The sequence below is a fragment of the Kerstersia similis genome (assembly GCF_965139615.1).
Lineage (GTDB): Bacteria > Pseudomonadota > Gammaproteobacteria > Burkholderiales > Burkholderiaceae_B > Kerstersia > Kerstersia similis.
Genome location: NZ_CBCSIQ010000024.1, coordinates 1 through 24,049, shown reverse-complemented (window position 1 = coordinate 24,049; position 24,049 = coordinate 1). Strand labels below are relative to the sequence as shown.

The following is a 24,049-nucleotide window of genomic DNA, read 5'->3' as shown; positions in this document are numbered from 1 at the left end:
ATGGCTTTTCTGAACCTGCGCGTGCCGCACATGCTTCTTGGACGCGGGAAGCTGCCAGGACGATCGGCCGTGGCATCGCCGCTGCATGCGCCAGCCGGCGTGCAGGCGCAGCCGGATACTGCGCAGGCAATGGTGCCGGTGTTGCCCAGGGTGCTGGATGGCCGGGATGAACTGGCCCGGCTGCAACCCGCATTTCGCCGGACGCTGGCGGCAGAGATCGGCGCTGATGCCATGGCTGCGCGTCTGTGTCCGGTGCAGTTTGAGGACGGCAGCGTGGCGGTGTTCGCCTGCGCAGAGGAGGCGGGCAGCGATAGCGTTATCGAGTGCCTCCGGCAATTGCAGCGGCGGGCCTACCGTCTGCACGGTTGCCCGGTCTGGACATTGTCCTTGCCTTTGTTGCTGGCCTTGGCGCGCGGCCAGATTGATGCAGGCGCTCTGTCGCGCCGGCGGCACTTGCTGGGGGATCCCAGGAAATCCGGGCTGCTGACGGTCTTTCATCAGATGGTGGATTGGGCGCTGGCGCATGAGGCCAGCGATATCCATATCAATGTGGAAAGCCGGCGTTCGATGTCCGATGTGTTCTTTACGGTGACCGGCCGCTACGTGTCCCCCAAGGTCTATCAGCAGCTCTCCAGCGCCATGCTGCTCGATATGCTCTCGGTGGCCTGGATGGATGTGCGGGGCGGCAATGGCGCGGTCTTTGATCCGACGACTGAGCAGCAAGGCAGCATTTGGCATGAGCGCGACGGGCAGGCCGTCATGCTGCGCTGGGCGTCGCTGGCCACGGATGCCGGCCCTTCGGTGTGCCTGCGAGTACTGCGCCTGGAGGCCAACGGTCCCTTGCCCGGCCTGGCTGAGCTGGGCTATCTCCCGGAGCAGGTGGCATGCCTGGAGCGGGCGCGTTTGTCTCAAGGCGGCGCCATCGTCTTTGCCGGAGTGGTCGGCTCAGGCAAGTCCACCACGCTGGCCAGTCTGATTCACTCCCTGCCGGAGGGGCGCAAGGTCGTCACGCTTGAGGATCCGGTGGAGTATCTGATTCCGAACGCGTTGCAGAATACCCTGGGCCGCCGTTTGGATGGCGAGGATCACAGTGTCTTCGGAATCAAGTTGCGCACCTTGAAGCGCAGCGCAATGAATGACTTGATGATAGGCGAGGTGCGGGACGGGGAAACAGGGCGGGCATTCATGGATCTTGCCGGTTCCGGCATGAGTCTCTACACCACGGTGCATGCTGGCGCAGCAGCGCTGATTCCAGAGCGTTTGGCCTCGGATTTCATTGGCGTCTCCCGCGACTTTCTGGCGGCGCCGGGTGTATTGAAGCTGCTGGTCTATCAAAGTCTGTTGCCCTTGTTGTGCCCAAACTGCGCCCGACCCTTGGCCGCCCTGGAATCGGGCGGGGTCGCCGCCGACGGCAGCTGGCGCGACGGCAGATACTGGTCTGCCTGGATTGCCGGTCTGGCGCAGTGTTATGGCCTGGAAACGAAGCAGGTCAAAGACACCCTGAGGATTCGTTGCCTGGCGGGTTGCGAAGCCTGCCGGCAGCCGGCATTGCCACAACTCAATGGCTGGTCGGGGCGCACGGTGGCGGCGGAAATCATCGTCCCTGAACAGACTCCGGGTTTTCTCGACAGTTTGCGCCGACGTGATGTCCAGGCCGCAGTCAGGAAGTGGCGTGCCAGCCGGCAAGCGGGCCTGACGAATGCTGGCATGCGGGGCAAAACCGCCATGGAATGTGCCATGTACAAGGCATGGCAGGGGTGGCTGGACCCGCGGGATATCGAGTCTGCCTTCCAGGCTTTTGACACGCTGTTGCCCGACGGAAAATGCCATGTCTGAACGCTTCATTGATCGAATCCGCCGCTGGAAGAGCCAGAGGGGGCCGCAGGGTTTGGGGAGCGGCTTGCAATGGGTCTGGCGGCGGTTGGCTGCCGGGAGCATGCGCAGGCGCCGTGCGGCCTATTACGCCTATCTGGCCGGGCGTCTGGGGCAGGGGGGCGGGCGGACGCTGCGGGGATTGTTCGAAGATGATGCCCGACGTTATGGCGCATGGGAGGCGCGTGGCTGGTTGAGCCAGCAGTGGGCGCAGCGTTGCGCCCAGCAAGGCGGTGACCTCGAACAGCTATGGCAAGGGGTGTTTCCAGCAACGGAGCTGCGGTTGTTGCGTGTTGCCCAGCATGCCGGTTCGGACGCCTTGCGCCAGACACTGCAGGATCTGGCGCAAGCCGTTGCGCTGGTGATGAAAGTTCGCGCCAGTGTGCAGCAAACCCTGGCGGTTGCGCTGCTGGCTTGCCTGGTTCTGCTGGCCATGGTGTTGGCAGTGCCAGTCTGGACGGCCCCACATTTGGCCGCCATGTTCGGCCATATGCCGCCGCTCTATCACGGCCAGGCGGCCCGTACCTTGTTTGCCTTTGCCGATGGATTGACACAAATCGGTCCCTGGCTGGCGGTGCCCGGTCTGGGGTTGGCGATTCTGCTGCCTCTCAGCTTTACCGAAGCAAGCGGGCGTTTGCGTCTGGCATTGGATCATTTGGCGCCCTGGCGTCTGCACCGGGATTTTCATGCCGTGAGATTCCTGGCATTGCTGCAAGTGTTGTTGCGTCCCAGGGCGGGGATGGTGATGCCGATGCGCGATCAGCTGGAATTGCTCTGGAGTGCCTTGCCTGCCTGGCTGCAATGGCACGTCGAACGTATGAATGAGGTCTTGGCCAGTGCTGCGCCGATAGGCGGGATATTCGCAACCGGCCTGTTCGAACGGGAAACGCGCTGGATGCTGGACGACATGCTGGAGGCCGGCGGGCTGGATGGCGGCATGGCGCAGATCCAGGCCAAGCTGGAAACGCAGGTGGCGGCGCGGGTACTGGCACGGGCGCATTTTTGGCGCTGGGTCTTGCTGCTGGCGGCTGCGGGCGGCGTCCTGTCGTTGCTGTTCTGGCATTACATGGTGATAGACGATCTACGGCGTGCGCTAGCCAACTATCACGCTGCAGGAGCGTCCTGATCTCTGATTTCCGGTGCGCACCATCCGGCTCAGGGGGCCGGGCCGGGCGTGTCGTTTTTTCCTACCTTGGGCCGTAATAAGGAACTTTCATGCTGACATCGTTTTTCTCACACTCCGCGACGTCCTCTTTATCTTCCTCGTTCCCGATTCGCCGGACGGGCGCAATGATCCGAGACCGGCGCGGTCGCTCCGGCTCGGCCAGGCTGAGGTTTCAGCGTGGATTTTCCTTGATTGAAATTTCCATTGTGGGCGCCATCATCCTGCTGCTCTCGATGGTCGCGGTACCCATGATCGGCAACTACATTACGGAAAACAAGGTGCCGAAAGTCGGCGATGAACTGCTGCGTTTCATGGTGCGTATGCGAGTCGGAGCAAGCGGCATCACGGATCTGCCCTATGCCGGGGTCAATAACAGCGTTCTGGTCAATGCCTTGAAGGACACCGGCGTCGTGCGTGTCTCGGGCGAAGGCGCGACAGGCGTCGTCAAACATGGCCTGGGTGGCAGCGGGGCGAAGACCAGCGGCACAGTCACGATCGCTCCGGCAAGCCTGGGAAGTGCCGGTAATGGCAGCGCCTTCCAGCTCAGTCTCAATGATGTCAGCCATGCGGCGTGCCCAGGCCTGGTGTCGATCTTGCAGCAGGCCGCCAGCGTCATCACGGTCGCCAGCGGGAAAACCAGTGGCGAAGTAAAAAATGCGACGGCCAGTCCGCCCGTCATTTACAACCCGCTACGTGCGGAAGCGCTCTGCCAGGCAGGGGACGTCAACAGCTTTGTGTTCGTGGTGCAATGAGCCGCGGGTTCGAGGTGCGACCGGGCCCAGGACGGCATGAGGTTCAAGCCTATTCTCGGCCCGCTGTTCGCACCGGCATGCGGCCAGCTTGGCCGCCCGCGGCGCGGGTGGCGCAGCGTGGCGTCGCCTTGCTTGAGCTAATGGTGGCGGCTGTCCTGGCGGTGCTGCTGGCTGCCTGGGGAGCCGGCTACTGGGTGGAGCGTGCCGAATCGGTGCGTAGTATTGCGGTCGGCACATGGCTGGCTGAGGTGGGCAAGGCGCTGTCGCATATGATGGAAAGCGAATTTGTTGGCCTGGCGGATCCTGCGGCGGCATTGAAACATCCCTACGCCAATCGCCAGGCGCCGACCGTGCAGGAGTTGAAGCGCTTTGGCTACCTGCCGGCAAGTTTTCCTGAGCGTTCCGCCTGGGCGTCCGGGGTAGAAATGCGGATATGGCGGCAGGGTGAATGTCCGGCCGGGGCAGGGTGCATGGTGCAGGCGCTTGCCTACCTGCCGCTTGCGGCATCGCGGCCGCCTGCGGACATGACGCAGCGCGCCAGCGCTTTGGCCCAGTTGGCAGGGCGCGGCGGCATGATCTGGCCGCATGAGCCTGCCCGCATGCGTGGCGCCTTGTTCGATATAGCCAATCCTTTGCCGGAAGGCACACGCATTCCCATCGGTGCCGTCGGGGTGTATTACGCCCTGGATGCAGCGCGTCTGGGTGAGTTTGTGCGCAGGCGTGATCTCCGTGATCCCGACTTGCAAGGTAATTTGTCCGTGGCGGGTCAAACCGATATTGCCGGATCGCTACGTGCGGCCGGTCGGCTGGAAGCGGGGGAGTATGTGCAGTTGGAAGGCCGGGCGCGGGTCGCTGCCGCCTGCCGGCCCAACGGTTTGCTGGCCAGGGACGAATCGGGGAGTGGTTTGTTGCTTTGCGCCAACGGTCAGTGGCAGTTTGCCGCGCTCGGCAGTTTCGGTGGCGTCTATTCCAGTCACGAGCGTTTCGGGTGTCGGGGAACCCTGGTGAATCCGTTGACTGGCGGATGCTCATGCCCTGCGGGTTTTCGGGCGGATCGCATCAGCGTGATGCAGCCTAGCGACGATTACAGCGCGCAGATTGACTTCTATCTCTGCCAGCGTGCGGCAGGAGGCTAATGGCAGGAAACGTTTGCGATATCCATGGGTGGCTCCGCCATGCCCGGACAGCGCCTATAATGATCAATTCGCCAAATTTTTGCCTCGGGCAGCAATGAAAGCTTCAGAAATCCGCCAGAAATTCCTGCAGTTCTTCCAGTCCAAGGGACATACCATTGTTCCTTCGTCATCGCTGGTGCCTGCCAATGACCCGACCCTGTTGTTTACCAATGCAGGGATGGTTCAGTTCAAAGATGTGTTTACCGGACGGGATTCCCGTCCCTACACGCGGGCAACCTCCTCGCAGCGCTGTGTGCGTGCCGGGGGCAAGCACAATGACCTGGAAAACGTGGGTTATACCGCGCGCCACCATACTTTCTTCGAAATGCTGGGTAACTTCAGCTTCGGGGATTACTTCAAGCGCGATGCGATTCATTACGCCTGGGAGTTGCTCACCAAGGCCTACGGCCTGCCGGCGGACAAGCTGTGGGTGACGGTCTATCAGGAAGACGACGAAGCCTATGACATCTGGGCCAAGGAAGTCGGCGTGCCGGTGGAACGTATCGTCCGCATTGGCGATAACAAGGGCGCACGCTATGCGTCGGATAATTTCTGGCAAATGGCGGATACCGGGCCGTGTGGCCCATGTTCCGAGATTTTCTATGACCACGGCCCGGACGTCTGGGGTGGCCCTCCCGGGTCGCCTGAAGAAGACGGCGATCGCTATATCGAGGTCTGGAATCTGGTTTTCATGCAGTTCGACCGCGACGCCGAAGGCAATCTGAACCCATTGCCCAAGCCTTGCGTGGATACGGGCATGGGGCTGGAGCGGATCGCAGCGGTACTGCAGCATGTTCATTCCAATTATGAAATCGACCTGTTCCAGGCCCTGATTGCCGCCGCCGCACGGGAAACCGGTGTTGCGGATATGGGCAATAACTCCTTGAAGGTCATTGCCGACCACATCCGTGCCTGCTCTTTCCTGATTGTCGATGGCGTGATTCCGGGCAATGAAGGCCGCGGCTATGTGCTGCGCCGCATTATTCGCCGGGCGCTGCGCCATGGCTACAAACTGGGTCAGAATCGTCCGTTCTTCCACAAGCTGGTGCCGGATCTGGTGGCCCAGATGGGGGATGCCTATCCTGAGTTGGCGCAGGCAGCCGAGCGTGTCGCCCAGGTGTTGCGCCAGGAAGAAGAGCGTTTCGGCGAGACGCTGGAAAACGGTATGCGCATTCTGGAAGGCGCCCTGGCCGCTGTGCCGGCAGGTAGCCCCCTGGATGGCAACACCCTGTTCACGCTTTACGATACCTACGGTTTCCCGGTGGATCTGACGGCAGATATCTGCCGCGAGCGCAACGTGGAAGTGGATTTGGAAGGCTTTGAAAAAGCCATGGCGCGTCAGCGCGAACAGGCGCGTGCTGCGGGTAAATTCAAGGCCACGGAAGGCCTGGTCTATGCCGGGGAACAGACACGCTTCGATGGCTATGGCCAGTTGCGTACGGAAGGCGCCAGGATTCTGGCTTTGTATGTGGACGGCACGGCTGTGCAGCAGGTGCAGGCCGGCCAGGCCGCTGTTGTGGTGCTGGATGCCACGCCGTTCTATGCCGAGGCGGGCGGGCAGGTCGGCGATGCCGGCGTGCTGACCGCGCAGGCGGGCGACGCCCGGTTTGTCGTGGAAGATACGCTGCGTATCCAGGCCGGGGTATCCGGTCATCATGGCACGCTGGAATCCGGCACCTTGAAGGTCGGTGATAGTGTCGATGCCCAGGTTGATGCCGGGCGTCGCGTGCGTATCGCTCGCAACCACTCGGTGACGCACTTGATGCACAAGGCCTTGCGCGATGTGCTGGGCGCCCACGTGCAGCAGCGCGGCTCACTGGTCGATCCGCACAAAACGCGTTTTGACTTCGCGCATGATGCGCCGATGAACGCCGAGCAAGTGGCGCAAGTGGAAAAACTGGTCAATGAGCAGATTCTGCTTAATGAGCCGGTCGAGACGCGAGTGATGGCCTATGACGACGCCGTGCAGAGCGGCGCCATGGCCTTGTTCGGCGAAAAGTACGGCGACACGGTGCGCGTCGTGGATATCGGTTTTTCGCGTGAGTTGTGCGGCGGGACGCATGTGCGCAGCACAGGGGAAATCGGCTTTTTCAAGCTGGTGGCCGAAGGCGGTGTGGCAGCTGGCGTGCGTCGCGTCGAAGCCGTCACGGGCGGCAATGCCTTGGCCTGGGTGCAGGATCTGGACGACAAGGTGCAGCAGTCCGCAGCAGCGCTCAAGACACAACCGGCAGAATTGCCGGCGCGTATCGCACAATTGCAGGATCAGCTGCGTAGCCTGGAGAAATCGCTGCAGCAGGCCAAGGACAAACTGGCCGCCAACGCGGGCAATGACCTGGCAGGCAAGGCCAAGGACATTGCTGGCGTCAAGGTGCTGGTGGAATCCTTGGGGGCGGTGGATGCACGCTCCTTGCGCGGCACGGTCGATCAGCTCAAGAGCAAGCTGGGTTCCGCCGTGGTGCTGCTCGCGGCACAGGACGAGCAGGGCAAGATCAGCCTGGTTGCCGGTGTGACGCCGGATGTCGTCGGCCGCATCAAGGCTGGCGATCTGGTGGCGGAGCTGGCAGGCCGTGTGGGTGGCAAGGGTGGTGGCCGTCCAGACATGGCCATGGGTGGTGGTAGCGATACCGCTGCCTTGCCTGAGGCAATCAAGGCGGCCGCTGCCTGGGTCGAAGCGAAGCTGTAAGGCGGATGTGGCACCATGAACACGAGTGATCCCGCGTTTGTGATGGAGGTGGATGCCAGCGGATTGAAATGTCCGCTGCCCATCCTCCGTGCCAAGAAGGCCCTGGCGCAGATGCAGGCCAATGAGGTCTTGCGTGTCGTGACGACCGATCCTGGCGCCATTCGTGATTTCGAAGCCTTTGCCCGGCAAACGGGCAACACGCTGCTGTTGCAGCGTGATGAAGGCGAATGTTGCGTGCACTACCTCAGGCGTCGGGCCTGATTTCGGTATCTTCTGCCAGTGCGACGGCGGGCAAAGCAATGTGGAAAATGGCGCCGCCATCTGGCGCATTGCTGGCCCAGGCCGTGCCGTGGTGGCGTTGAGCGACGGTCAGCACAAAGGCCAGTCCCAGTCCTGCACCCGGATTGCGAATAGCGGTGCCTGTCGCATTCTGGGTAAACGCTTCAAATAGGGTTTGCAGATCTTCCGGCGGCACGCCGGGGCCGTGGTCACGAATGGTGATGACCCAGCGGTTGGCTTCGGCCTCCCAGAGCAGATTGCACTCGATGCTGGAGTAAGCGGGACTGAACTTGATCGCGTTATGCAAGAGATTGCCGATGGCGCGACGCAGCATGGTTGCGTCCACACTGAGCCAGGTGGCGGGTTCTTCCGGCGGTGGGCCGGTATGGATGCGCAACTGGCTGGTCTGGGCAAGGCTGAAGAAATTGTCGCAGCACTCGCACAGCAAGTCGTACAAATCCGTGTCGTAGGGGTGCAGCTGAGCTGATTCTGCCCGGGTCAATTGCACAAAACCATCGACCAGCTCCAGCGTCTGGCGCGCGTAATTCGTAATGCGTTTCAAGGTCTGTACTTCAGCCGCGCCAGGGGACTCCTGTTCGCGCAGTTCGATCTGGGCCAGAATGGAATTCTGTGGTGCGCGCATGTCATGAGACAGAAAACTCAGACTTTGCTCTCGGCGGCGTTCAATCGTCCGGATGATGGAAATATCCGTCATCGTAATCACGATCCCGGCTGTTTCGCGCTCTGGCGTTTGTAGCCAGGCGTGCTGCAACAGCCAGTCTATGCCGGCGCTATCCTGGCTTTCCAGCGTGTGATCCGCAGCTTGTGGCGTGCTGTCCGCGAGATTGCCGGTGTCGGTATCGCGTCCAGCCAGCCAGTTTTCCAAACGCTCGGCTGGCAGTCGCGGGAAAGCGGTTTGCAGCAGGGGCAGGATGGCCATTCCCAGGGACAAGGGCAGCTGGGTTGACAGCTGCTTCCAGTAGCGTGCTGCGGCGCGGTTGAAGTATCGCAATGTGCCGTCAGGATTGCAGACCCAGGTCGGGTCGGGGGTGGATTCCAGGCTGTTCGAAATAAAAGCCCGCAGGTTGCGCACTCGCTCCAGCGCCAACCCAAGCTCATGGATCCGTGTATCGAGGATATGCTGGCTGGCGCGACGTTGTCTTTGCGGAATTTCCGGGAAATTCTGATCTTCCTGGCGCAAGGTGGCGAGGGTGCTATCCAGGCTGCGCAAGGCCAGTTCCTGGCTGCGCCAGCTCCATAACGGATAGCTGATGGTCAGTATCACCAATGCCGCGCCTGGTGGAACCCAGATTTGTCCGTAGCGCAGCAACAGCCAGCTGCCTAGCAGCGTGGCGACGAGGGCCAGGCCGACAGCATAGAGCCCATGCCTTGGCGAGAGATGGCGCAGGGCAAAATACAGCAGTAGGACGGGGATCAGCCAGATCAGAAAGATGCCCCAGACTGGCCAGACCCGGATTTCCAGCCCCATTTGGCGTGACTGGATGATGTTGGCCAGAATCTCCATCCCTGCCATGTCCATGCCGGTGCGTGCCATGGGTGTGGCAAAGTTGTCGCCCAGGCCGGTCGCCCAGGCGCCTACGATGATGAGCTTGTCTTTCCAGAAGGCAGGGTCAATCCTGCCTTGCAGGACATCAGCGTAGGGCAACATGATGTATTGCCCGGACGGCCCAGCATAGCGCAGCAGTGCGGATTGGCCAGGGGCAATCGGACGTTTGACGGGCAGCCCAGCGACGGACAGCATGACATCGGCCATATGTGGCGCATGATTCACGCTGAGGGGCATGAAACGGCGCGCCACGCCATCGGTATCGGGCTGCATATTGATGTAGCCGATGCCGGCAGCGGCTTGGGCCAGTTTAGGGGTCGGTGGCTGGATATTGCCGGACGCGACATCCAGAATGCCGGGCAGCACAACCTGGCCGTGTCGGCGTATTGCGGCCGCCAGTTGCGCATCTTCCTGGCCGCCATAGCGATCGACTTCACTGAAAATAATGTCGAAAGCAATGGCCCGTGCCTCGGGGAGCTGGTCGAGCAACTGGGCGTGGGTGGTGCGAGGCCAGGGCCAGTTTCCCAGTTTTTCCAGGCTGCCATCATCAATGGCAATGAGCACGATGTCTGGCGACGCATCATGTTCAATGGTGCGCAGCAGGTTATCGTAAATCAGGTAGTCAAAGCGCCCCAGGCCGTTGACCAGGCTCAGGCCGGCCAGCAACAGGCTGAGAAACAGCGCCAGGCCCCATCCGGGCAAGGCAGGGCGCGAAAGGCGGGAGGCACGGTCGGGCATGGCGCAGTCAGGTTCGGCCAGGAGAGCGGGGCGGCGTCCCCCGTCTGAATCTGGGCAGCTCTGACGGTCGTTGGGCCGTCAGGCTTCGGGGAAAAGGAGGGCAAGGCAGCCGGCTGCATGCGCGGCAGGCTGCCGGCGCGCTGATTAACGGAAGACTTGCAAGGTGACCACCCCGCCGGTGCCGGCTTGTACCGGCGCGCCATCAGAGCTCAGCAGGGAGTTGTCGAAACCGGTCAATGCCAGGGCCTGACTGGCCGGGCTGTGCAGGCCTTGCGCGTCGATGGCGACAATGCTCGCATAGAATTTTGGCTCGCTCAGGCGGGCGTGCAGGGGCGGCGCATCCAAGGCCTCGCGCTCGATGATTCGGGAACCCTGCGCATCATGGCTGTACTGAACCATATAGGACACGGCACCCGGTACCGGAGCGAAATCCACCGTCCATTGCCCGCCGTCGGACTTGCTGCTCAGAATGGTTGGCGCGGGGGGCAGGGCGACGATGGGGTGCGAGCTGCCATCGGCGCTGACGCGCGTGCCATGCCCGGCGGGAATGCGCCGGTTGGTATCCGCGTCCGCAAGCGACGGCCCTGATGCCAGCTGTACCTGGCCATTGAGCACTTCGTTGATGGTACCGTGTTCATCGACGCGAACCCGGAACCGTGTGCCACGTACGCCTGTGATCGTCACCGGGGTGCGGACTTCGAAGCGGCCAACGCCCTGGTGTTCGGGCGAAACTTCGGTGTCCAGGTCTCCCTGATCCAGCGCGATAACGGAGTCGATCAAACCGGTGCCAGCGAATTGCTGCAGGAGTTCAACATTGATTTCGCTGTTGGCGGGCAGGGCGACAAATCCGCCATCGGGCAGCCGGATAGAGGCAGCGCCATTGGCCGGGGTGCTCAGGCGCTGGCCGGCAGCCAGCGCCTGGCCCTGGCTGGCGGGTTCGCCATTGACCAGGACAGCGCCCTGAACATACTCAAGCACCGCAGCCGCTGGCAAGCGGGGAATCCAGGCCAGGGGAATACGCAACTGCTTGCCGATGGGCAGGCGGAATTGGTCGGCGATATGATTGAACTCAGCGATGGCTTTCCAGCGGTTCACATCCAGCAGATACGTGCTGGCCAGATTGCCCAGCGTATCGTCTCTGAGCACGTAGTACAGAAAATCATCTTTGTCTGTGCCGGCCGGTTGGGCCTGGCCCAGGGTCGGCAGCAGGGCACAGCCCAGCAAGACAGCTCCTCTTGCAATGAATTGACGCAAAGAGAAGGCGCCAGCAGGCGCCGAGGGGCAAGACAGCAAGGGATTCATCATGGCGGAGTTTCAGGACTCGGTAATGATTTCCAGGCGATAGCCCAGGGCGTAGGATGAGGTCAGGCGTACGCCGTTTTCCGGCCGTAGCTGGAGTTTCTGGCGGATATTTGATAAGTGCGTGTCCAGCGTCCGGGAGGTCGGAGGGATTTCCCGGTTCCAGACGGCATCGGCCAGTGTCGCACGAGACAGCAATTGGTCCGACTGACGAAAAAAGAGCAGGGCCAGCTCGTATTCCTTGGGAGTCAGCACAGCGGGTGTGCCGTCCAGGGAAATCGTACGGCTGCCAGTATCTATCGTGTAGCGGCCATAGGTCAGTACGCCTTGTTCCGGCTCCGCAGGATAGACTCGCCGCAGCAAGGCGCGCAGGCGGGCCAGCAACTCGACCTTGCCCCACGGCTTGGTGATGTAGTCATCTGCGCCGGATTGCAGGCCGCGTGCCAGATCCTGTTCATCGGTGCGGCTGGTGACGAAGATAATGGGCAGCGCGGCACCATGGCGATTGCGGATCTTGGTCAGAACCTCTTCACCATCCATATTGGGAAGATTCCAATCCAGGATCAGCAAGTCGAAGCTTTGGCTGCGTACTGCGGCCAGCATGCTGGCGCCGTCGCGGAACAGCGTACAGCGAAAGCCTGCCTGGAGGAGTGTTTGCTGTATCTGGGTACCCTGGGCGGGATCGTCCTCGAGCACCGCGATATGTGGTTCGCGCATGGTATCTGTTGTATTTCCTGCTGGGATGTGTGTGGTGCGTAATAGTCTGTTAAGCCGCCTGTCCGCCTGCCATGGAGACGCGGATGAAGCAAAGACAAAAGCATCGTTAATGCGGCCCGGAAATGGGTCGCCCGCTGTGGATGTCGTAAACGGCCTTCAGCGAGTGCGCAACCTTTGCTCTCTATTATCCAATATTTTCGATTGTTTAGCTCTATCTTAGAGCACGGCCTTATTATCAAGATGTGATCAGCATGCCGAGTCGGGGGACGGATTGGCGTGGACAAAGGTTCCGCCGGACAATTGGGGTTTTTATCGGGTGTTGACAGTAAATTACCTTTTCATCTGTCTTCTTGCTTCCAGATGCCTGGAATGATGGGTTTCAGCTGCGATGGCGATGGCGGTTGCATTTAGCAGCATCTGTCATGTGATCGGTGCATGCATGGGCCCGGGCGGTGCCTTGAGTGAGCCTGGCTGTTTTGCCGCTTAAGCAACACCGGGGCGACAGCGGGGCGACATGAGCGTATAATCTTGCTTTGCGCCCGGAGTATCCTCATGCGTTTAATTCAAAAAGCGCTCACTTTCGACGATGTGCTGCTGGTGCCGGCATATTCGGAAGTGCTGCCCAGGGACACCTCCCTGACCACCCGCCTGACCCGCAACATCTCCCTCAATATTCCCTTCGTCTCGGCCGCCATGGATACCGTGACCGAAGCGCGCTTGGCGATTGCCATGGCGCAAGAGGGCGGGATCGGGATCATTCATAAAAATCTCTCCATCGAAGAGCAGGCTCGCGAAGTCTCTCGCGTGAAGCGTCATGAGTTCGGTATTGTTATCGACCCGGTGACTGTCACGCCTGACATGCGCGTGCGTGATGCCGTTGCGCTGCAAGAGCAGCATGGCATCTCCGGCCTGCCGGTGGTGCAGGGCAAGACCCTGGTCGGCATCGTCACGAACCGTGACTTGCGCTTTGAAGACCGTCTGGATCTGCCCTTGCGCGAGATCATGACGCCCAAGGAGCGTCTGGTCACGATGAATGAAGGCGCCACGCTGGATGAAGCCCAGGCCTTGATGCACAAGCATCGTCTGGAGCGGGTGCTCATCGTCAATGATGCCTTCGAGCTGCGTGGTCTGGCGACCGTCAAGGACATCGTCAAGAACACGGCCCATCCCTTTGCCTGCAAGGACGCCCAAGGCCAGCTGCGCGTAGGCGCGGCAGTCGGTGTCGGTGGCGATTCTCAGGAACGCGTGGCCCGTCTGGTGGCTGCTGGCGTGGACGTACTGATCGTCGATACGGCGCATGGCCACTCGGCCGGCGTGATCGAAGGCGTGCGCTGGGTCAAGCAGAACTTCCCGCACGTTGACGTCATTGGCGGCAACATTGCCACGGGCGCGGCAGCATTGGCGCTGGCAGAAGCCGGCGCGGACGGCGTCAAGGTCGGCATCGGCCCGGGCTCCATCTGCACCACGCGTATTGTCGCGGGTGTCGGCGTGCCCCAGATCACCGCCATTGCCAACGTTGCCAAGGCGCTGGAAGGCACGGGTGTGCCGCTGATCGCCGACGGTGGCGTGCGCTACTCGGGCGATGTCTCCAAGGCGTTGGCGGCAGGTGCTTCCAGTGTGATGATGGGCGGCATGTTCGCCGGCACGGAAGAAGCGCCTGGCGAAGTCGTGCTGTTCCAGGGGCGTTCCTACAAGTCCTACCGTGGCATGGGCAGCCTGGGGGCCATGAGCAAAGGCTCGGCCGACCGTTACTTCCAGGATCCTGCCAACAATGTTGACAAGCTCGTACCGGAAGGTATCGAAGGCCGTGTGCCCTACAAGGGCAGCGTTCTGGCCATCATCTATCAACTGGTAGGTGGTGTGCGGGCGTCGATGGGCTACTGCGGTTGCGCCACCATCGAAGACCTGCGAACCAAGGCCGAGTTCGTCGAGATCACTGCGGCTGGCGTGCGTGAATCGCACGTCCACGACGTACAGATCACCAAGGAAGCCCCGAACTACCGGGCTGACTGATAGCCATGGCGGCCTCCCGTGAGGGAGGCTGTTTTTCTTTTCGGAACCGGCTGTTCACTGGAACAGCCGGCCGGCGCGCTGGCGAAGCCCTGTTTCACTGGCGTCACTGACCAGACTCTTTACCCTCTCTTCATCCATGCACCAACGCATTCTGATCCTAGACTACGGTTCGCAGGTCACTCAACTGATCGCCCGCCGCGTACGCGAAGCCGGCGTTTACTGCGAAATCCATCCTGGCGATGTCAGCAACGAATTTCTGCGCGAGCAGCTAGGCCTGGGCCTCAAAGGCATCATCTTGTCCGGCAGCCATGCCTCGGCTTATGGCGCGGACGCCATCAAGGCACCTGATTCGGTCTTTGAGCTGAATGTGCCGGTGCTGGGCATTTGCTATGGCATGCAGGTCATGGCGCAGCAGCTGGGCGGCCAGGTCAGTTTCTCCGACCACCGTGAATTCGGCTATGCCGAAGTTCGTGCTCAAGGGCACACCAAACTGCTCGATGGCATTGAAGATTTCCGCGATGACGCCGGCCACGGCATGCTCAAAGTCTGGATGAGCCATGGCGACAAGGTTGTCTCCTTGCCGCCGGGTTTTGTCCTGATGGCCTCCACGCCGTCCTGCCCCATCGCGGGCATGGCGGACGAAGCTCGCGGCTTCTATGCGGTGCAATTCCATCCGGAAGTCACTCACACGATACAGGGCCAGGCCATCCTGACGCGCTTTGTGCGTGACATCTGCGGCTGCAGTGCGGACTGGAACATGCCGGACTACGTCGAAGAGGCGGTGGCGCGCATTCGTGAACAGGTTGGCAGCGATGAAGTCATCCTGGGCCTCTCCGGTGGTGTGGACTCCTCCGTCGCCGCGGCGCTGATACACCGCGCCATTGGTGACCAGCTCACCTGCGTCTTTGTGGATCATGGTCTGCTGCGTCTGGACGAAGGCAAGCAGGTCATGGACACCTTTGCGCGCAACATGGGCGTCAAGGTCGTGCACATTGACGCCAGCGACCGCTTCCTGGGCAAACTGGCGGGAGTCTCCGACCCTGAAGCCAAGCGCAAAATCATTGGCCGCGAATTCGTCGAAGTCTTCCAGGAAGAAGCCGGCAAACTCACCAATGCCCAGTGGTTGGCGCAAGGCACCATCTACCCGGACGTCATCGAATCGGCTGCCAGCAAAACCGGCAAGGCCGTCGCTATCAAATCGCACCACAACGTTGGTGGCCTGCCTGACACGCTGCACCTCAAGCTGCTCGAACCGCTGCGCGAACTCTTCAAAGACGAAGTGCGCAAACTCGGCGTAGCGCTGGGCCTGCCGCATGAAATGGTCTATCGCCACCCGTTCCCTGGTCCTGGCCTGGGTGTGCGCATCCTGGGTGAAGTCAAACGCGAATACGCAGACTTGCTGCGCCGCGCTGATGCCATCTTCATCGAAGAACTGCGCAGCACCATCGACAAAGAAACCGGTAAAAGCTGGTACGACCTCACCTCGCAAGCCTTCACCGTCTTCCTGCCGGTGAAATCCGTGGGCGTCATGGGCGATGGCCGCACCTACGAATATGTCGTCTCGCTGCGCGCCGTGCAGACCTCCGACTTCATGACCGCAGACTGGGCGGAACTGCCGTACTCCTTGCTCAAGAAAGTATCAGGCCGAATCATCAACGAAGTGCGCGGCATCAACCGCGTGGCGTATGACGTGTCGAGCAAGCCGCCTGCGACGATTGAGTGGGAGTGATCCCGCGTCTGGCACTGCCAGGCACCTGATGGCATAAAAAGCCGATAAGCCCGCGTAATTGCGGGCTTTTTTGTATTTGTGTCTGGCACGATCTGGCAACAGGAGGAAGCGCCAAGCATCGTTTGAGCATGGCATTAAAGCTGGTACTATCGACAGACGATGCCATGATGGAGTTCGATACCATGTTGCTGTTTTCGTTGAAGTCATGGTGCTGAGTTTCAGTAAGCTAATGTTTTTATTGACTAAATTTAAGAATTTTCTAGCTACTTTCAACATGGTATCGGAATCGAGAGGGGACAAGGTGAATGCTGACCGATACCAAGCTGCGCAATCTCAAACCCAGAGACAAGCTCTACAAGGTGAATGACCGGGAAGGTCTCTATGTGGCCGTGACTCCAGCCGGGGCGATCTCGTTCCGTTACAACTACTCAATCAACGGTCGGCAGGAGACCATCACCTTTGGCCGTTATGGCGTTGGCGGCATTACGCTGGCCGAAGCCCGAGAGCAGCTAGGTGACGCCAAGAAGATGGTCGCGGCGGGCAAGTCGCCGGCCAAGGAGAAGGCCCGCGACAAGGCGCGAGTGAAGGATGCCGAGACGTTCGGTGCCTGGGCGGAAAAGTGGCTGCGCGGCTACCAGATGGCCGACTCCACCCGCGATATGCGCCGTTCGGTCTATGAACGCGAGCTGAAGCCGAAATTCAGCAATCAGAAGCTGGTGGAAATCACCCATGAGGACTTACGTGCGCTGACCGATGCCATCGTCGAGCGAGGCGCACCGGCCACCGCCGTTCATGTGCGTGAAATCGTTATGCAAGTGTTTCGCTGGGCAACCGAGCGTGGGCAGAAGGTCGAAAACCCGGCGGAGCTGGTGCGCCCAACCAGCATTGCCCGATTCGAGCCACGCGATCGAGCGTTGACGCCAGAAGAAATCGGGCTGATGTACCAGTACATGGAGCGAGTGGGGACAAGTCCAACAAACCGTGCGGCTGCCAAGTTACTGCTGCTCACGATGGTACGCAAAAGCGAGCTGACCAATGCGACCTGGAGCGAGATCAATTTCAGCGAAGCGCTTTGGACTATTCCGAAGGAAAGGATGAAGCGGCGCAATCCGCACCTGGTATTTCTGTCCCAGCAGGCGCTGGATATTTTCATTGCCCTGAAAACCTTTGCCGGCGGTTCTGACTTCGTTTTGCCATCACGGTATGACTCGGATGCGCCGATGAGCAGTGCCACACTCAACCAGGTGCTGACACTGACTTACAAGGCGGCGCAGAAAGATGGGAAGTCACTTGCCAAGTTCGGGCCGCATGATTTGCGGCGCACAGCCAGCACGCTGTTGCATGAGGCCGGCTACAACACCGACTGGATTGAGAAGTGCCTGGCGCACGAGCAGAAGGGTGTCAGGGCCGTTTACAACAAGGCCGAATACCGTGAGCAGCGGGCGGCGATGTTGCAGGATTGGGCGGATATGATTGATGAATGGACTGACGGAAATGCACGCTGATTTTTTCTCTGAATTCAAAGGTAATCGGTACATGTTGTTAGACACGATTGAGGCGATTTTCCAACTAAAGTTTTCGGCCACGACCTGTCGCTCGAATTATCTGACTGAACGGCAGGAATAGGCTGATCTGACATGGCTCCGAAAATGTCCAAGAAACCGAATCCATCCACCGCTGCAGCTCCTGCAACTGCGCCGGCGGAAGGCGAACGTCGAGCACTCCGTGGATACATCGGCCAGTATGAGCGGGCGGGCGCTGCCATCTATGCGGCGCTCGAGCGCGACGAGCTGCTCTGGATCGGCGTCGCAGACCGCAACGCGGGTATTGCCGACGACTTGGTACTCGGTTTCGATGGATTGGTGGTCGGCCACCAGTTCAAGACGTCCAAGTTTCCGAGCACCTTCACTGTTGGAACACTGTTTACTGGCGCAAACGGCCTCTTGAAGCCACTGGTTCACGCTTGGCAGTGCCTGCGCAAGAATAATCCGGGAAGCCGTGTCGAGATTCGCTTAGTCGTTAACGATTTTCCATCGACCACGGACAAACCAGGCGACGGCTCGCCTCCCCACAGCGCAGCATTTCTGGAAGAGTTTCAGCAGCACGAAAATCGGTCGCTGGAGGATTGGTGCACGTCGGAATGGAGCCAACTGATCGATCACCTGCGCCGCGAAGCCAGCCTCAGCGATGGCGACTTCGAACAGTTCTTACACAGCCTCCGTGTGGTGTGCGGGGCTGCGGCTGACTTCATCCAGTCGCACAAGCTGAACCCCGAGCAGGCGCGACAGGCATCGGAGATTGCTAGCGTATTGCCCAAGCTGGTCGCCGATACACGCGACAAGGACAGGTGGACACGTGACGAGTTGCTTTGCGAACTTGGCTGGCACGATCCTGCCAAGACGCTGCTCATCCATCGATTCCCGGTCGGCGCCTATGTCCAGCGTAACCGCGACACTGAGGTCAAGCTGCTGGCCGCGCTGCAAACCACTGGCCAGGGCTACGTCTCACTCATAGGTCCGCCTGGCTCCGGCAAATCTACCCTCCTACAAGTGGCGCTGACCACCGAAGCGAATATCCGGCTCGTCCGCTACTTGGCGTACGTGCCGGGCGCTGCCCAGGGTGTGGGTCGCGGAGAGGCCGATAACTTTCTTACCGATGTTGGCACGCAGCTTCGCAACACAGGTTTGGTTGGACTGCGTCTTCGCGATGACTCGCTGCATGAGCGGCGCGAACAGTTCGGCGTCTTGGTGCGGCAAGCTGGGGAACGCTTCGACCGCGACGGGATTCGAACGATCATCGTCGTCGACGGGCTCGACCATGTGCCCCGCGAAGAGCGGCCGACCAATTCGCTGCTGGGCGAGCTACCTCTTCCGGCGGCCATCCCCAACGGCGTTGTATTCGTCCTCGGCACGCAACGGCTGGATCTCGCGAATCTGAAGCCCGCAGTTAAGGAACAAGCGGAGAAAAGCGAGCGGCTGATTCTCATGAGCGCCCTCGGACGCGAGGAGGTCGCACGGATGGCGGACGCGCTTGGCCTGCCTGCCGAGATTCCCCGATTGGACCTGAGCAATCTCACGCATGGCCACCCGCTGGCAACGCGCTACTTGATTCAGGCGCTCTTGCACGCGGACGAAGCCGGCCGCAAGCACCTGCTTAGCGGCGGGATGCCGTTCGACGGCGACATTGAGACGGTGTATGCAGCCGCCTGGCGCGAAATCGCAAGCGACGGCGATGCCATGGACGTGCTGGGCTTCATCGCCCGAGCCGAGGCGCCCATGGACCTGCGGCTGCTGGCCACGGTGGTCAAAGAGTCCGCGATTGAGCGCGCCTTAGTCGTTGCACGGCACCTGCTCCGCAGTTCACCCCAAGGATGGAGCGTCTTCCACAACAGCTTCAGGCTATTCGTCATCGCTCAACCACGAACCCGCCTCGGAAGTGTCGACGCCGGATACTCCCAGCGGGTGTACCGCGACCTCGCCGAGCTGGCGAAGAACGCGCCGCACGAATCGGCGCAGCGGTGGCTTGAGCTACGCTACCGCGCCCGCGCCGGCGATGGTGCCGATGTACTTGGACTCGCGATGCCCGCTCGCTTCAGGCAGCAACTGGCTGACGGGCGTTCTATCGCCGATATCCACGTCGATATCCAACTAGCTCTGCTAGCAGCGCGTGGAACGCACGATGCGACCGCCTTCACGCGGCTACTACTATGTCGTGACGAAGTGGGGCGGCGGGAAACTGCCCTTGAGTACGCCAACCAGCTTCCGCTGGCGATGCTAGCGGTTGGGGGCATTGATGCAGCCCTGGCCTTCGTGCAGTACTTTCCCAGCCAGGGCTACGAGGTCGTCGACGCCCTGTTAGCGCGAGGGGACTTCGAGCGGGCGAAGGAATTGTTTGAAAGCCTCGAGCCACTGTCGCAGCTCCATACTTCCAAGTTCCAGAACCACGGGCACGACCACAACATAACTGAATTCGAGAGGTGGGCAAGGCGCGCCGTCCACTTCCGAGACACCGAGCAGATCCAGATAGCGATTGACCACCTCGCCGCAGAGGGGCTACGCCAGCCCGAAAAGGTGGATCCGCAAACTGTCGCCGCGCTGCAACTGCATCTGAGGAGGGAAGCCGCAGAGGCGATGCTTCTTCAGAAGGTTGGCGCCGATCCACAAGACCTCTGCAGTAAGCTCGGGGTAGCCAACGAAGACAAGCCTTCGGTGATGGTTCACGCAGGTCTTGTGGCCAGTCGGCGTGGCGACGTTGCGCAAGCGCTTGCTTTGTTTGATGCTGCCGCCGCCCTTCCTGGCTTCGAAGAGGTACCCAACGGCTACCGACGCCGGATGGCACTAATTGCATTCGAAGCTGACCGTCGTGACCTAGCCGAGGCCCTGTTCGACAAGCTGGTCGCACCGATGATCTCTATGTGCGACGACGAGACGGACCTGGCTGGGCTGGGTAATCTGGTCGGCGCGGTGATGCATCACGCGAGGCTTTGCACGCTGCTCAATAAGCCGCTGCCAAGCGCGACACCGTCGAAGCACACCTTCCTTCATCCGTTCCAGCAGCACGCCTCGACGATAGGCGTGCTTTTAGGTCGCGCCACCATCGACATCGCGTCTTTGCCGGCTGGCATCATCCAGGACGAAGCTCGTATTGCCCTTGGGTACGTCCTACGTCTGACTTCAGATGGCGGCAGCGAGTCATATCGCATTCGGCAGGCCTTCAAAGCGGTCCCCATGCTCGCGCAAGCGCTGCTGAGGCTCGGTGCCATGCGCGGCGAGTCTGAGTACCGTGCGGTACTTCGGGAAATTGACGCAGCCATCGCCTCATCCACACTGGGGGGCACTGCGTATCTACGACGCAGATTGGCCGTCGATGCGTATCGGGTTGACGGTGACCGGGTGGCGGCCGTCGATCGACTCAACGCACTCGTGGCGGAGCTTCAGGAGAGCACGCCGAGTGAGCAGATCGACGGGTTGGCGGATCTGGCCATCGCGTTGGCTGCGGTCGGGAGCTTAGAGCGAGCCAAACAGTTGCTGGCGACGATTCCCGAGCAATGTCTTGGCTACGCGTTGGCCCCCAAGAAAGACCCGCAGTACGCAATCTGGCGAGACATCCTGGTCCTTGCGAACGCCGCTGACCCGGAGAACCGTGTCAAGCGAGTATCGACCTTAATGCGCCAGGTCGGTGGCATGACCGAAACGGAAGGGTCGTCGGCCGCGCATCGTTTGACGATGTCGCTAATCGAGGAAGCGACGCAGGTCGGACCTCGCTTTGGCTTCGAGGTGTCAAAGACACTGGCGGATTGGAATCTGATTGGCTGGCCGAACAGTGTTGACCTGCTCATGACGGGGATGGTCCGGCGAAGCCCTGAACTCGTCTTGGCTTGCGCGTCGGTCTGGTGCGGTCTGTGTCTGCCGTTCTACATGGAACCGTACTACCGGGACCCGCACCACGTCGGTGACTTCATCGACATCGCCGCCGACGCCGCAGGACCTATACAGATTGAACCGCTCGCGCGGATGTTTTTGGCGGTGATCGAAGTAGCCAGCAGGGCACACGAGAGGGTCAGACTACTCCAGCGCCTTCGCATCGCTGCCGGAAGACATGGGTTTTCATCTGCCGAGCTCGACGCCGCCGTAGCCCGGTGGATGTCAGAAGCGCCGGAACCTCGACACTCGTATACGCCAAGCAAGTACGACTCGGAGACCACTCTCGAGCAGCTTGAGCGCGCGTTTGAAGCGGATGGCGATGAACTGAACTACAACGCCCCGTACCGTTTCAGAGATCTGGCCGAGACGGCCCCGCTTCATCTGGCGCGGAGGATATTTGAGCGCTGGCAGGTCTTGCAGGACGATGCGCGCTGCCGCTTCCTGATGGTTAAAAGGTTGGCTGCGGCGGGGGAGGTCGAGTACGCCAAGAAGCTGATGCAAGGCTACGAGTCAAGCAAGGACCCCTGGAGTTCCTGGAGCCAGTGGATGGGTGGCGGTAAGTTCTTCTACTTTGAGGCGATGAAGCTCTTGCAGGGACCATCCACATGCTCAGTCGCCTTCGAGAACATTGTCGATTCAGTAACGGCGGGCCAGGAGAACACCCAGTCACTGCTGACAGAGCTGGATTCGATACTGCCGGTAATCTGCGCGACGCCGGATTGGCCGGCCATCTGGTCGCTACTTGAGGAGCAGATGGCCTGCACTCGCGAGTTCCAGCTGGGGCGACCGTTCCAGCCGAGCGAGCTACCGCTCAGCGACACGGAACTTTTGGAGGATCTGCTGCACTTTGCCTATCGGCTGCCCGTTGCAGAAGTTCAGCGACACGCACGCAATTGCTCGTTGAGCCTGGCAAGGCAAGCCGGACTCGGCCAAGCTTTGTTCAAGTCACTTATGCGGCGACTTATAGCCGGCGAATTAGATGCCCCCTTGCAGGCGCTCGGAACGCTGTTGGCTGCTGATAGCGCGGACCTTGCCCCCGAGTTGGGAAGCGCCGTGGCTGCGTTGGTCAGTCACCGTGACATCGCGGTGGCAGAGTCAGCCGCGCTCTTGTCGCATCGGTGGAGGCAGGCTGTCCCCTTGGACGCGATACCACTGCCGCTCTTCTATCGCCTTGAACTCGAGCACCCGCCAGAGGGCGACCAAGCATTCACGGACGAAAGAACTGGTGCAATGCGCGTCGAGTCGCCGCTTGGCTGGACCGAGATGTTGCGCTCGACGGCACGTCACATCGCGAAGGCGGCAGGCATTGAGGAGATGACAGTCCGCCGACGCGCGGCGATGTTCATCCAGGATTGGGGTGGACTTGAGGCATTCGGGCCCTCTGGCATCAAAAGGCTTGAGACTCAGCTTCGCGTGCTCGACATGCAGATCACTTACCTGAAGCCTCACGCCTACATTGCCATTGCCGCACTTCGCCACGTCGCGGGAGAACTGCGGCTGGCCGGCAAAGTGAAAGGCAGCGACATGCCCACGCTTTTGGAACGTTTGGGCTGCCCGCTTCCGCCTCGACCGCTGAAGCTCCCGCGAGGGCGCCCCGAGTGGATCCGAATGCCGCTGTTGAATCGAAGTGCGGGTTGGTCCGAGCGAGAACGGAAATGGATTGACGAAGTCGACGGTGACGTTGCCCCCTTCCCAGCAGACAGCCACGGCCAAGTCGTAGCCGAAGTATCCCGCTTCAAGATTCTCAAGCCACGGCTGTCGGAGCACCGCCTCTACCGCTTTAGAGCACCCTCGGCAGAGATTGACAGTGAAAACTTCGACGACTGCTATGCCAGGCTGCCCATCGCTGTTTGGCTTGGCCAGTACGTCGCATTTGACAATGATCTGGCGCCAACGCTGGTAAGGAGAGTTGTTTGCTCGGTGGACATGGGCTTTGACGCAGCGGCCTATTCGTTCGCTTTGTGCCCGAACTGGATGAAGCGGCTTCGCTGGAGCGCGCATGACGAGGAGCCCAGCGTCTTCCTCGACCCGAGCGGCGCTGTGGTCGCAAGGCTCTACTGGTGGCGTGATGCCGGCCCGGTTGATATCGATGCGGAGTCTCTGTGGGGCGAGGGTTGCTACCTCGTTCTGACGCCAGTAGGCATCGAACAGGTCACCACTGCTCGTGGGAGGCCGGGCCTGGACATCAGCGTGTTCGCATGCAGGCAGATCAAGCAACCGAGTAGCTACGGGCAGTCTCTCTTGAAGACGGCGAAAAACGGCTACTCAATCTAAGCCATGCAGATTCAGCGGCGATGTCAAGCGAGAGGGGCCATGCTAGCTCGAGCTGGCTGTCCCGGAGGGCTGCTTCCGGCCGGTGGCTAGCGTTCGTAGTACCCTAGTGATCGATCGCTCCCGCTGTGAAGCAGCCATCGGACTTTCCAAATCGAACTTCTGCTTTAGGTCGTTTTCTGTTTGATAATGACCTGCTCCCCGTAAATAGTACGGAAACGATGTAGAGTCCGTGAATAGCCCCAGGTTTTGCGGAGGCTCCACTCTTTGAGAAAATGGAGCCACTATGAGCAAGCAGAACAAGTTTTCCCCTGAGGTTCGCGAACGCGCCGTGCGCCTGGTACAGGAGCACCGTGGGGAGTATCC

The 24,049-nt window shown here is 60.8% G+C and carries 13 protein-coding genes; 10 read left to right on the top strand and 3 right to left on the bottom strand.

Going from position 1 to position 24,049, the window contains the following annotated elements:
* From ACNA1V_RS13830 to ACNA1V_RS13805, 6 genes are all read left to right on the top strand, one after another.
* Entirely contained in the window at positions 1-1,836 is a 1,836-nt protein-coding gene (locus ACNA1V_RS13830; RefSeq protein WP_415834185.1) for an ATPase, T2SS/T4P/T4SS family, read from the top strand.
* Complete coding sequence (locus ACNA1V_RS13825) at positions 1,829-2,998, top strand: hypothetical protein (RefSeq protein ID WP_415834184.1); 1,170 nt, start codon at positions 1,829-1,831, stop codon at positions 2,996-2,998. The genes ACNA1V_RS13830 and ACNA1V_RS13825 overlap by 8 nt, the downstream gene beginning before the upstream one ends.
* Positions 2,999-3,162: 164 nt before the next feature.
* A complete protein-coding gene (locus ACNA1V_RS13820) occupies positions 3,163-3,789 on the top strand; it encodes a type 4 pilus major pilin (RefSeq protein WP_415834214.1) in 627 nt (208 codons plus the stop codon).
* A gap of 77 nt (positions 3,790-3,866) precedes the next feature.
* Positions 3,867-4,925, top strand: coding sequence for a shufflon system plasmid conjugative transfer pilus tip adhesin PilV (gene pilV, locus ACNA1V_RS13815; RefSeq protein WP_415834183.1), 1,059 nt, complete (start codon positions 3,867-3,869; stop codon positions 4,923-4,925).
* Between the two features lie 94 nt (positions 4,926-5,019).
* Positions 5,020-7,647 carry an alanine--tRNA ligase gene (gene alaS, locus ACNA1V_RS13810; protein WP_415834182.1) on the top strand — a complete coding sequence of 876 codons (2,628 nt, stop codon included), beginning with the start codon at positions 5,020-5,022 and terminating at the stop codon, positions 7,645-7,647.
* 15 nt (positions 7,648-7,662) lie between these two features.
* On the top strand, positions 7,663-7,908 hold the full coding sequence (locus ACNA1V_RS13805; RefSeq protein ID WP_415834181.1) for a sulfurtransferase TusA family protein: 246 nt from the start codon (positions 7,663-7,665) through the stop codon (positions 7,906-7,908).
* Here the strand turns inward: ACNA1V_RS13805 and ACNA1V_RS13800 are convergent.
* The 3 genes from ACNA1V_RS13800 to ACNA1V_RS13790 form a co-directional block, all read right to left on the bottom strand.
* Complete coding sequence (locus ACNA1V_RS13800) at positions 7,892-10,231, bottom strand: CHASE2 domain-containing protein (protein ID WP_415834180.1); 2,340 nt, start codon at positions 10,229-10,231, stop codon at positions 7,892-7,894. The genes ACNA1V_RS13805 and ACNA1V_RS13800 overlap by 17 nt on opposite strands.
* A gap of 144 nt (positions 10,232-10,375) precedes the next feature.
* Positions 10,376-11,536 carry a FecR family protein gene (locus ACNA1V_RS13795; RefSeq protein WP_415834179.1) on the bottom strand — a complete coding sequence of 387 codons (1,161 nt, stop codon included), beginning with the start codon at positions 11,534-11,536 and terminating at the stop codon, positions 10,376-10,378.
* Between the two features lie 9 nt (positions 11,537-11,545).
* On the bottom strand, positions 11,546-12,247 hold the full coding sequence (locus ACNA1V_RS13790; RefSeq protein WP_415834178.1) for a response regulator transcription factor: 702 nt from the start codon (positions 12,245-12,247) through the stop codon (positions 11,546-11,548).
* A 552-nt stretch (positions 12,248-12,799) separates the two neighbouring features.
* On the opposite strand from ACNA1V_RS13790, the gene guaB reads away from it, so the two are divergent.
* The 4 genes from guaB to ACNA1V_RS13770 all read left to right on the top strand — a co-directional run bounded on the left by guaB (position 12,800) and on the right by ACNA1V_RS13770 (position 23,686).
* Complete coding sequence (gene guaB, locus ACNA1V_RS13785; protein WP_415834177.1) at positions 12,800-14,260, top strand: IMP dehydrogenase; 1,461 nt, start codon at positions 12,800-12,802, stop codon at positions 14,258-14,260.
* 136 nt (positions 14,261-14,396) lie between these two features.
* Positions 14,397-15,989, top strand: coding sequence for a glutamine-hydrolyzing GMP synthase (gene guaA / locus ACNA1V_RS13780; RefSeq protein WP_415834176.1), 1,593 nt, complete (start codon positions 14,397-14,399; stop codon positions 15,987-15,989).
* Positions 15,990-16,294: 305 nt separating this feature from the next.
* Complete coding sequence (locus tag ACNA1V_RS13775; RefSeq protein WP_415834175.1) at positions 16,295-17,494, top strand: tyrosine-type recombinase/integrase; 1,200 nt, start codon at positions 16,295-16,297, stop codon at positions 17,492-17,494.
* A 144-nt stretch (positions 17,495-17,638) separates the two neighbouring features.
* Positions 17,639-23,686 (top strand): ATP-binding protein, encoded by a 6,048-nt coding sequence (locus tag ACNA1V_RS13770; protein ID WP_415834174.1) that lies wholly within the window; start codon positions 17,639-17,641, stop codon positions 23,684-23,686.
* Positions 23,687-24,049: the final 363 nt, after the last annotated feature.

Bases quoted from the DNA above. Each gene is read 5' to 3' on its own strand.
- ACNA1V_RS13830 (WP_415834185.1), top strand. From the start codon at position 1: ATGGCTTTTCTGAACCTGCGCGTGCCGCACATGCTTCTTGGACGCGGG.
- ACNA1V_RS13825 (WP_415834184.1), top strand. From the start codon at position 1,829: ATGTCTGAACGCTTCATTGATCGAATCCGCCGCTGGAAGAGCCAGAGG.
- ACNA1V_RS13820 (WP_415834214.1), top strand. From the start codon at position 3,163: ATGATCCGAGACCGGCGCGGTCGCTCCGGCTCGGCCAGGCTGAGGTTT.
- pilV (WP_415834183.1), top strand. From the start codon at position 3,867: ATGCGGCCAGCTTGGCCGCCCGCGGCGCGGGTGGCGCAGCGTGGCGTC.
- alaS (WP_415834182.1), top strand. From the start codon at position 5,020: ATGAAAGCTTCAGAAATCCGCCAGAAATTCCTGCAGTTCTTCCAGTCC.
- ACNA1V_RS13805 (WP_415834181.1), top strand. From the start codon at position 7,663: ATGAACACGAGTGATCCCGCGTTTGTGATGGAGGTGGATGCCAGCGGA.
- ACNA1V_RS13800 (WP_415834180.1), bottom strand. From the start codon at position 10,231: ATGCCCGACCGTGCCTCCCGCCTTTCGCGCCCTGCCTTGCCCGGATGG.
- ACNA1V_RS13795 (WP_415834179.1), bottom strand. From the start codon at position 11,536: ATGATGAATCCCTTGCTGTCTTGCCCCTCGGCGCCTGCTGGCGCCTTC.
- ACNA1V_RS13790 (WP_415834178.1), bottom strand. From the start codon at position 12,247: ATGCGCGAACCACATATCGCGGTGCTCGAGGACGATCCCGCCCAGGGT.
- guaB (WP_415834177.1), top strand. From the start codon at position 12,800: ATGCGTTTAATTCAAAAAGCGCTCACTTTCGACGATGTGCTGCTGGTG.
- guaA (WP_415834176.1), top strand. From the start codon at position 14,397: ATGCACCAACGCATTCTGATCCTAGACTACGGTTCGCAGGTCACTCAA.
- ACNA1V_RS13775 (WP_415834175.1), top strand. From the start codon at position 16,295: ATGCTGACCGATACCAAGCTGCGCAATCTCAAACCCAGAGACAAGCTC.
- ACNA1V_RS13770 (WP_415834174.1), top strand. From the start codon at position 17,639: ATGTCCAAGAAACCGAATCCATCCACCGCTGCAGCTCCTGCAACTGCG.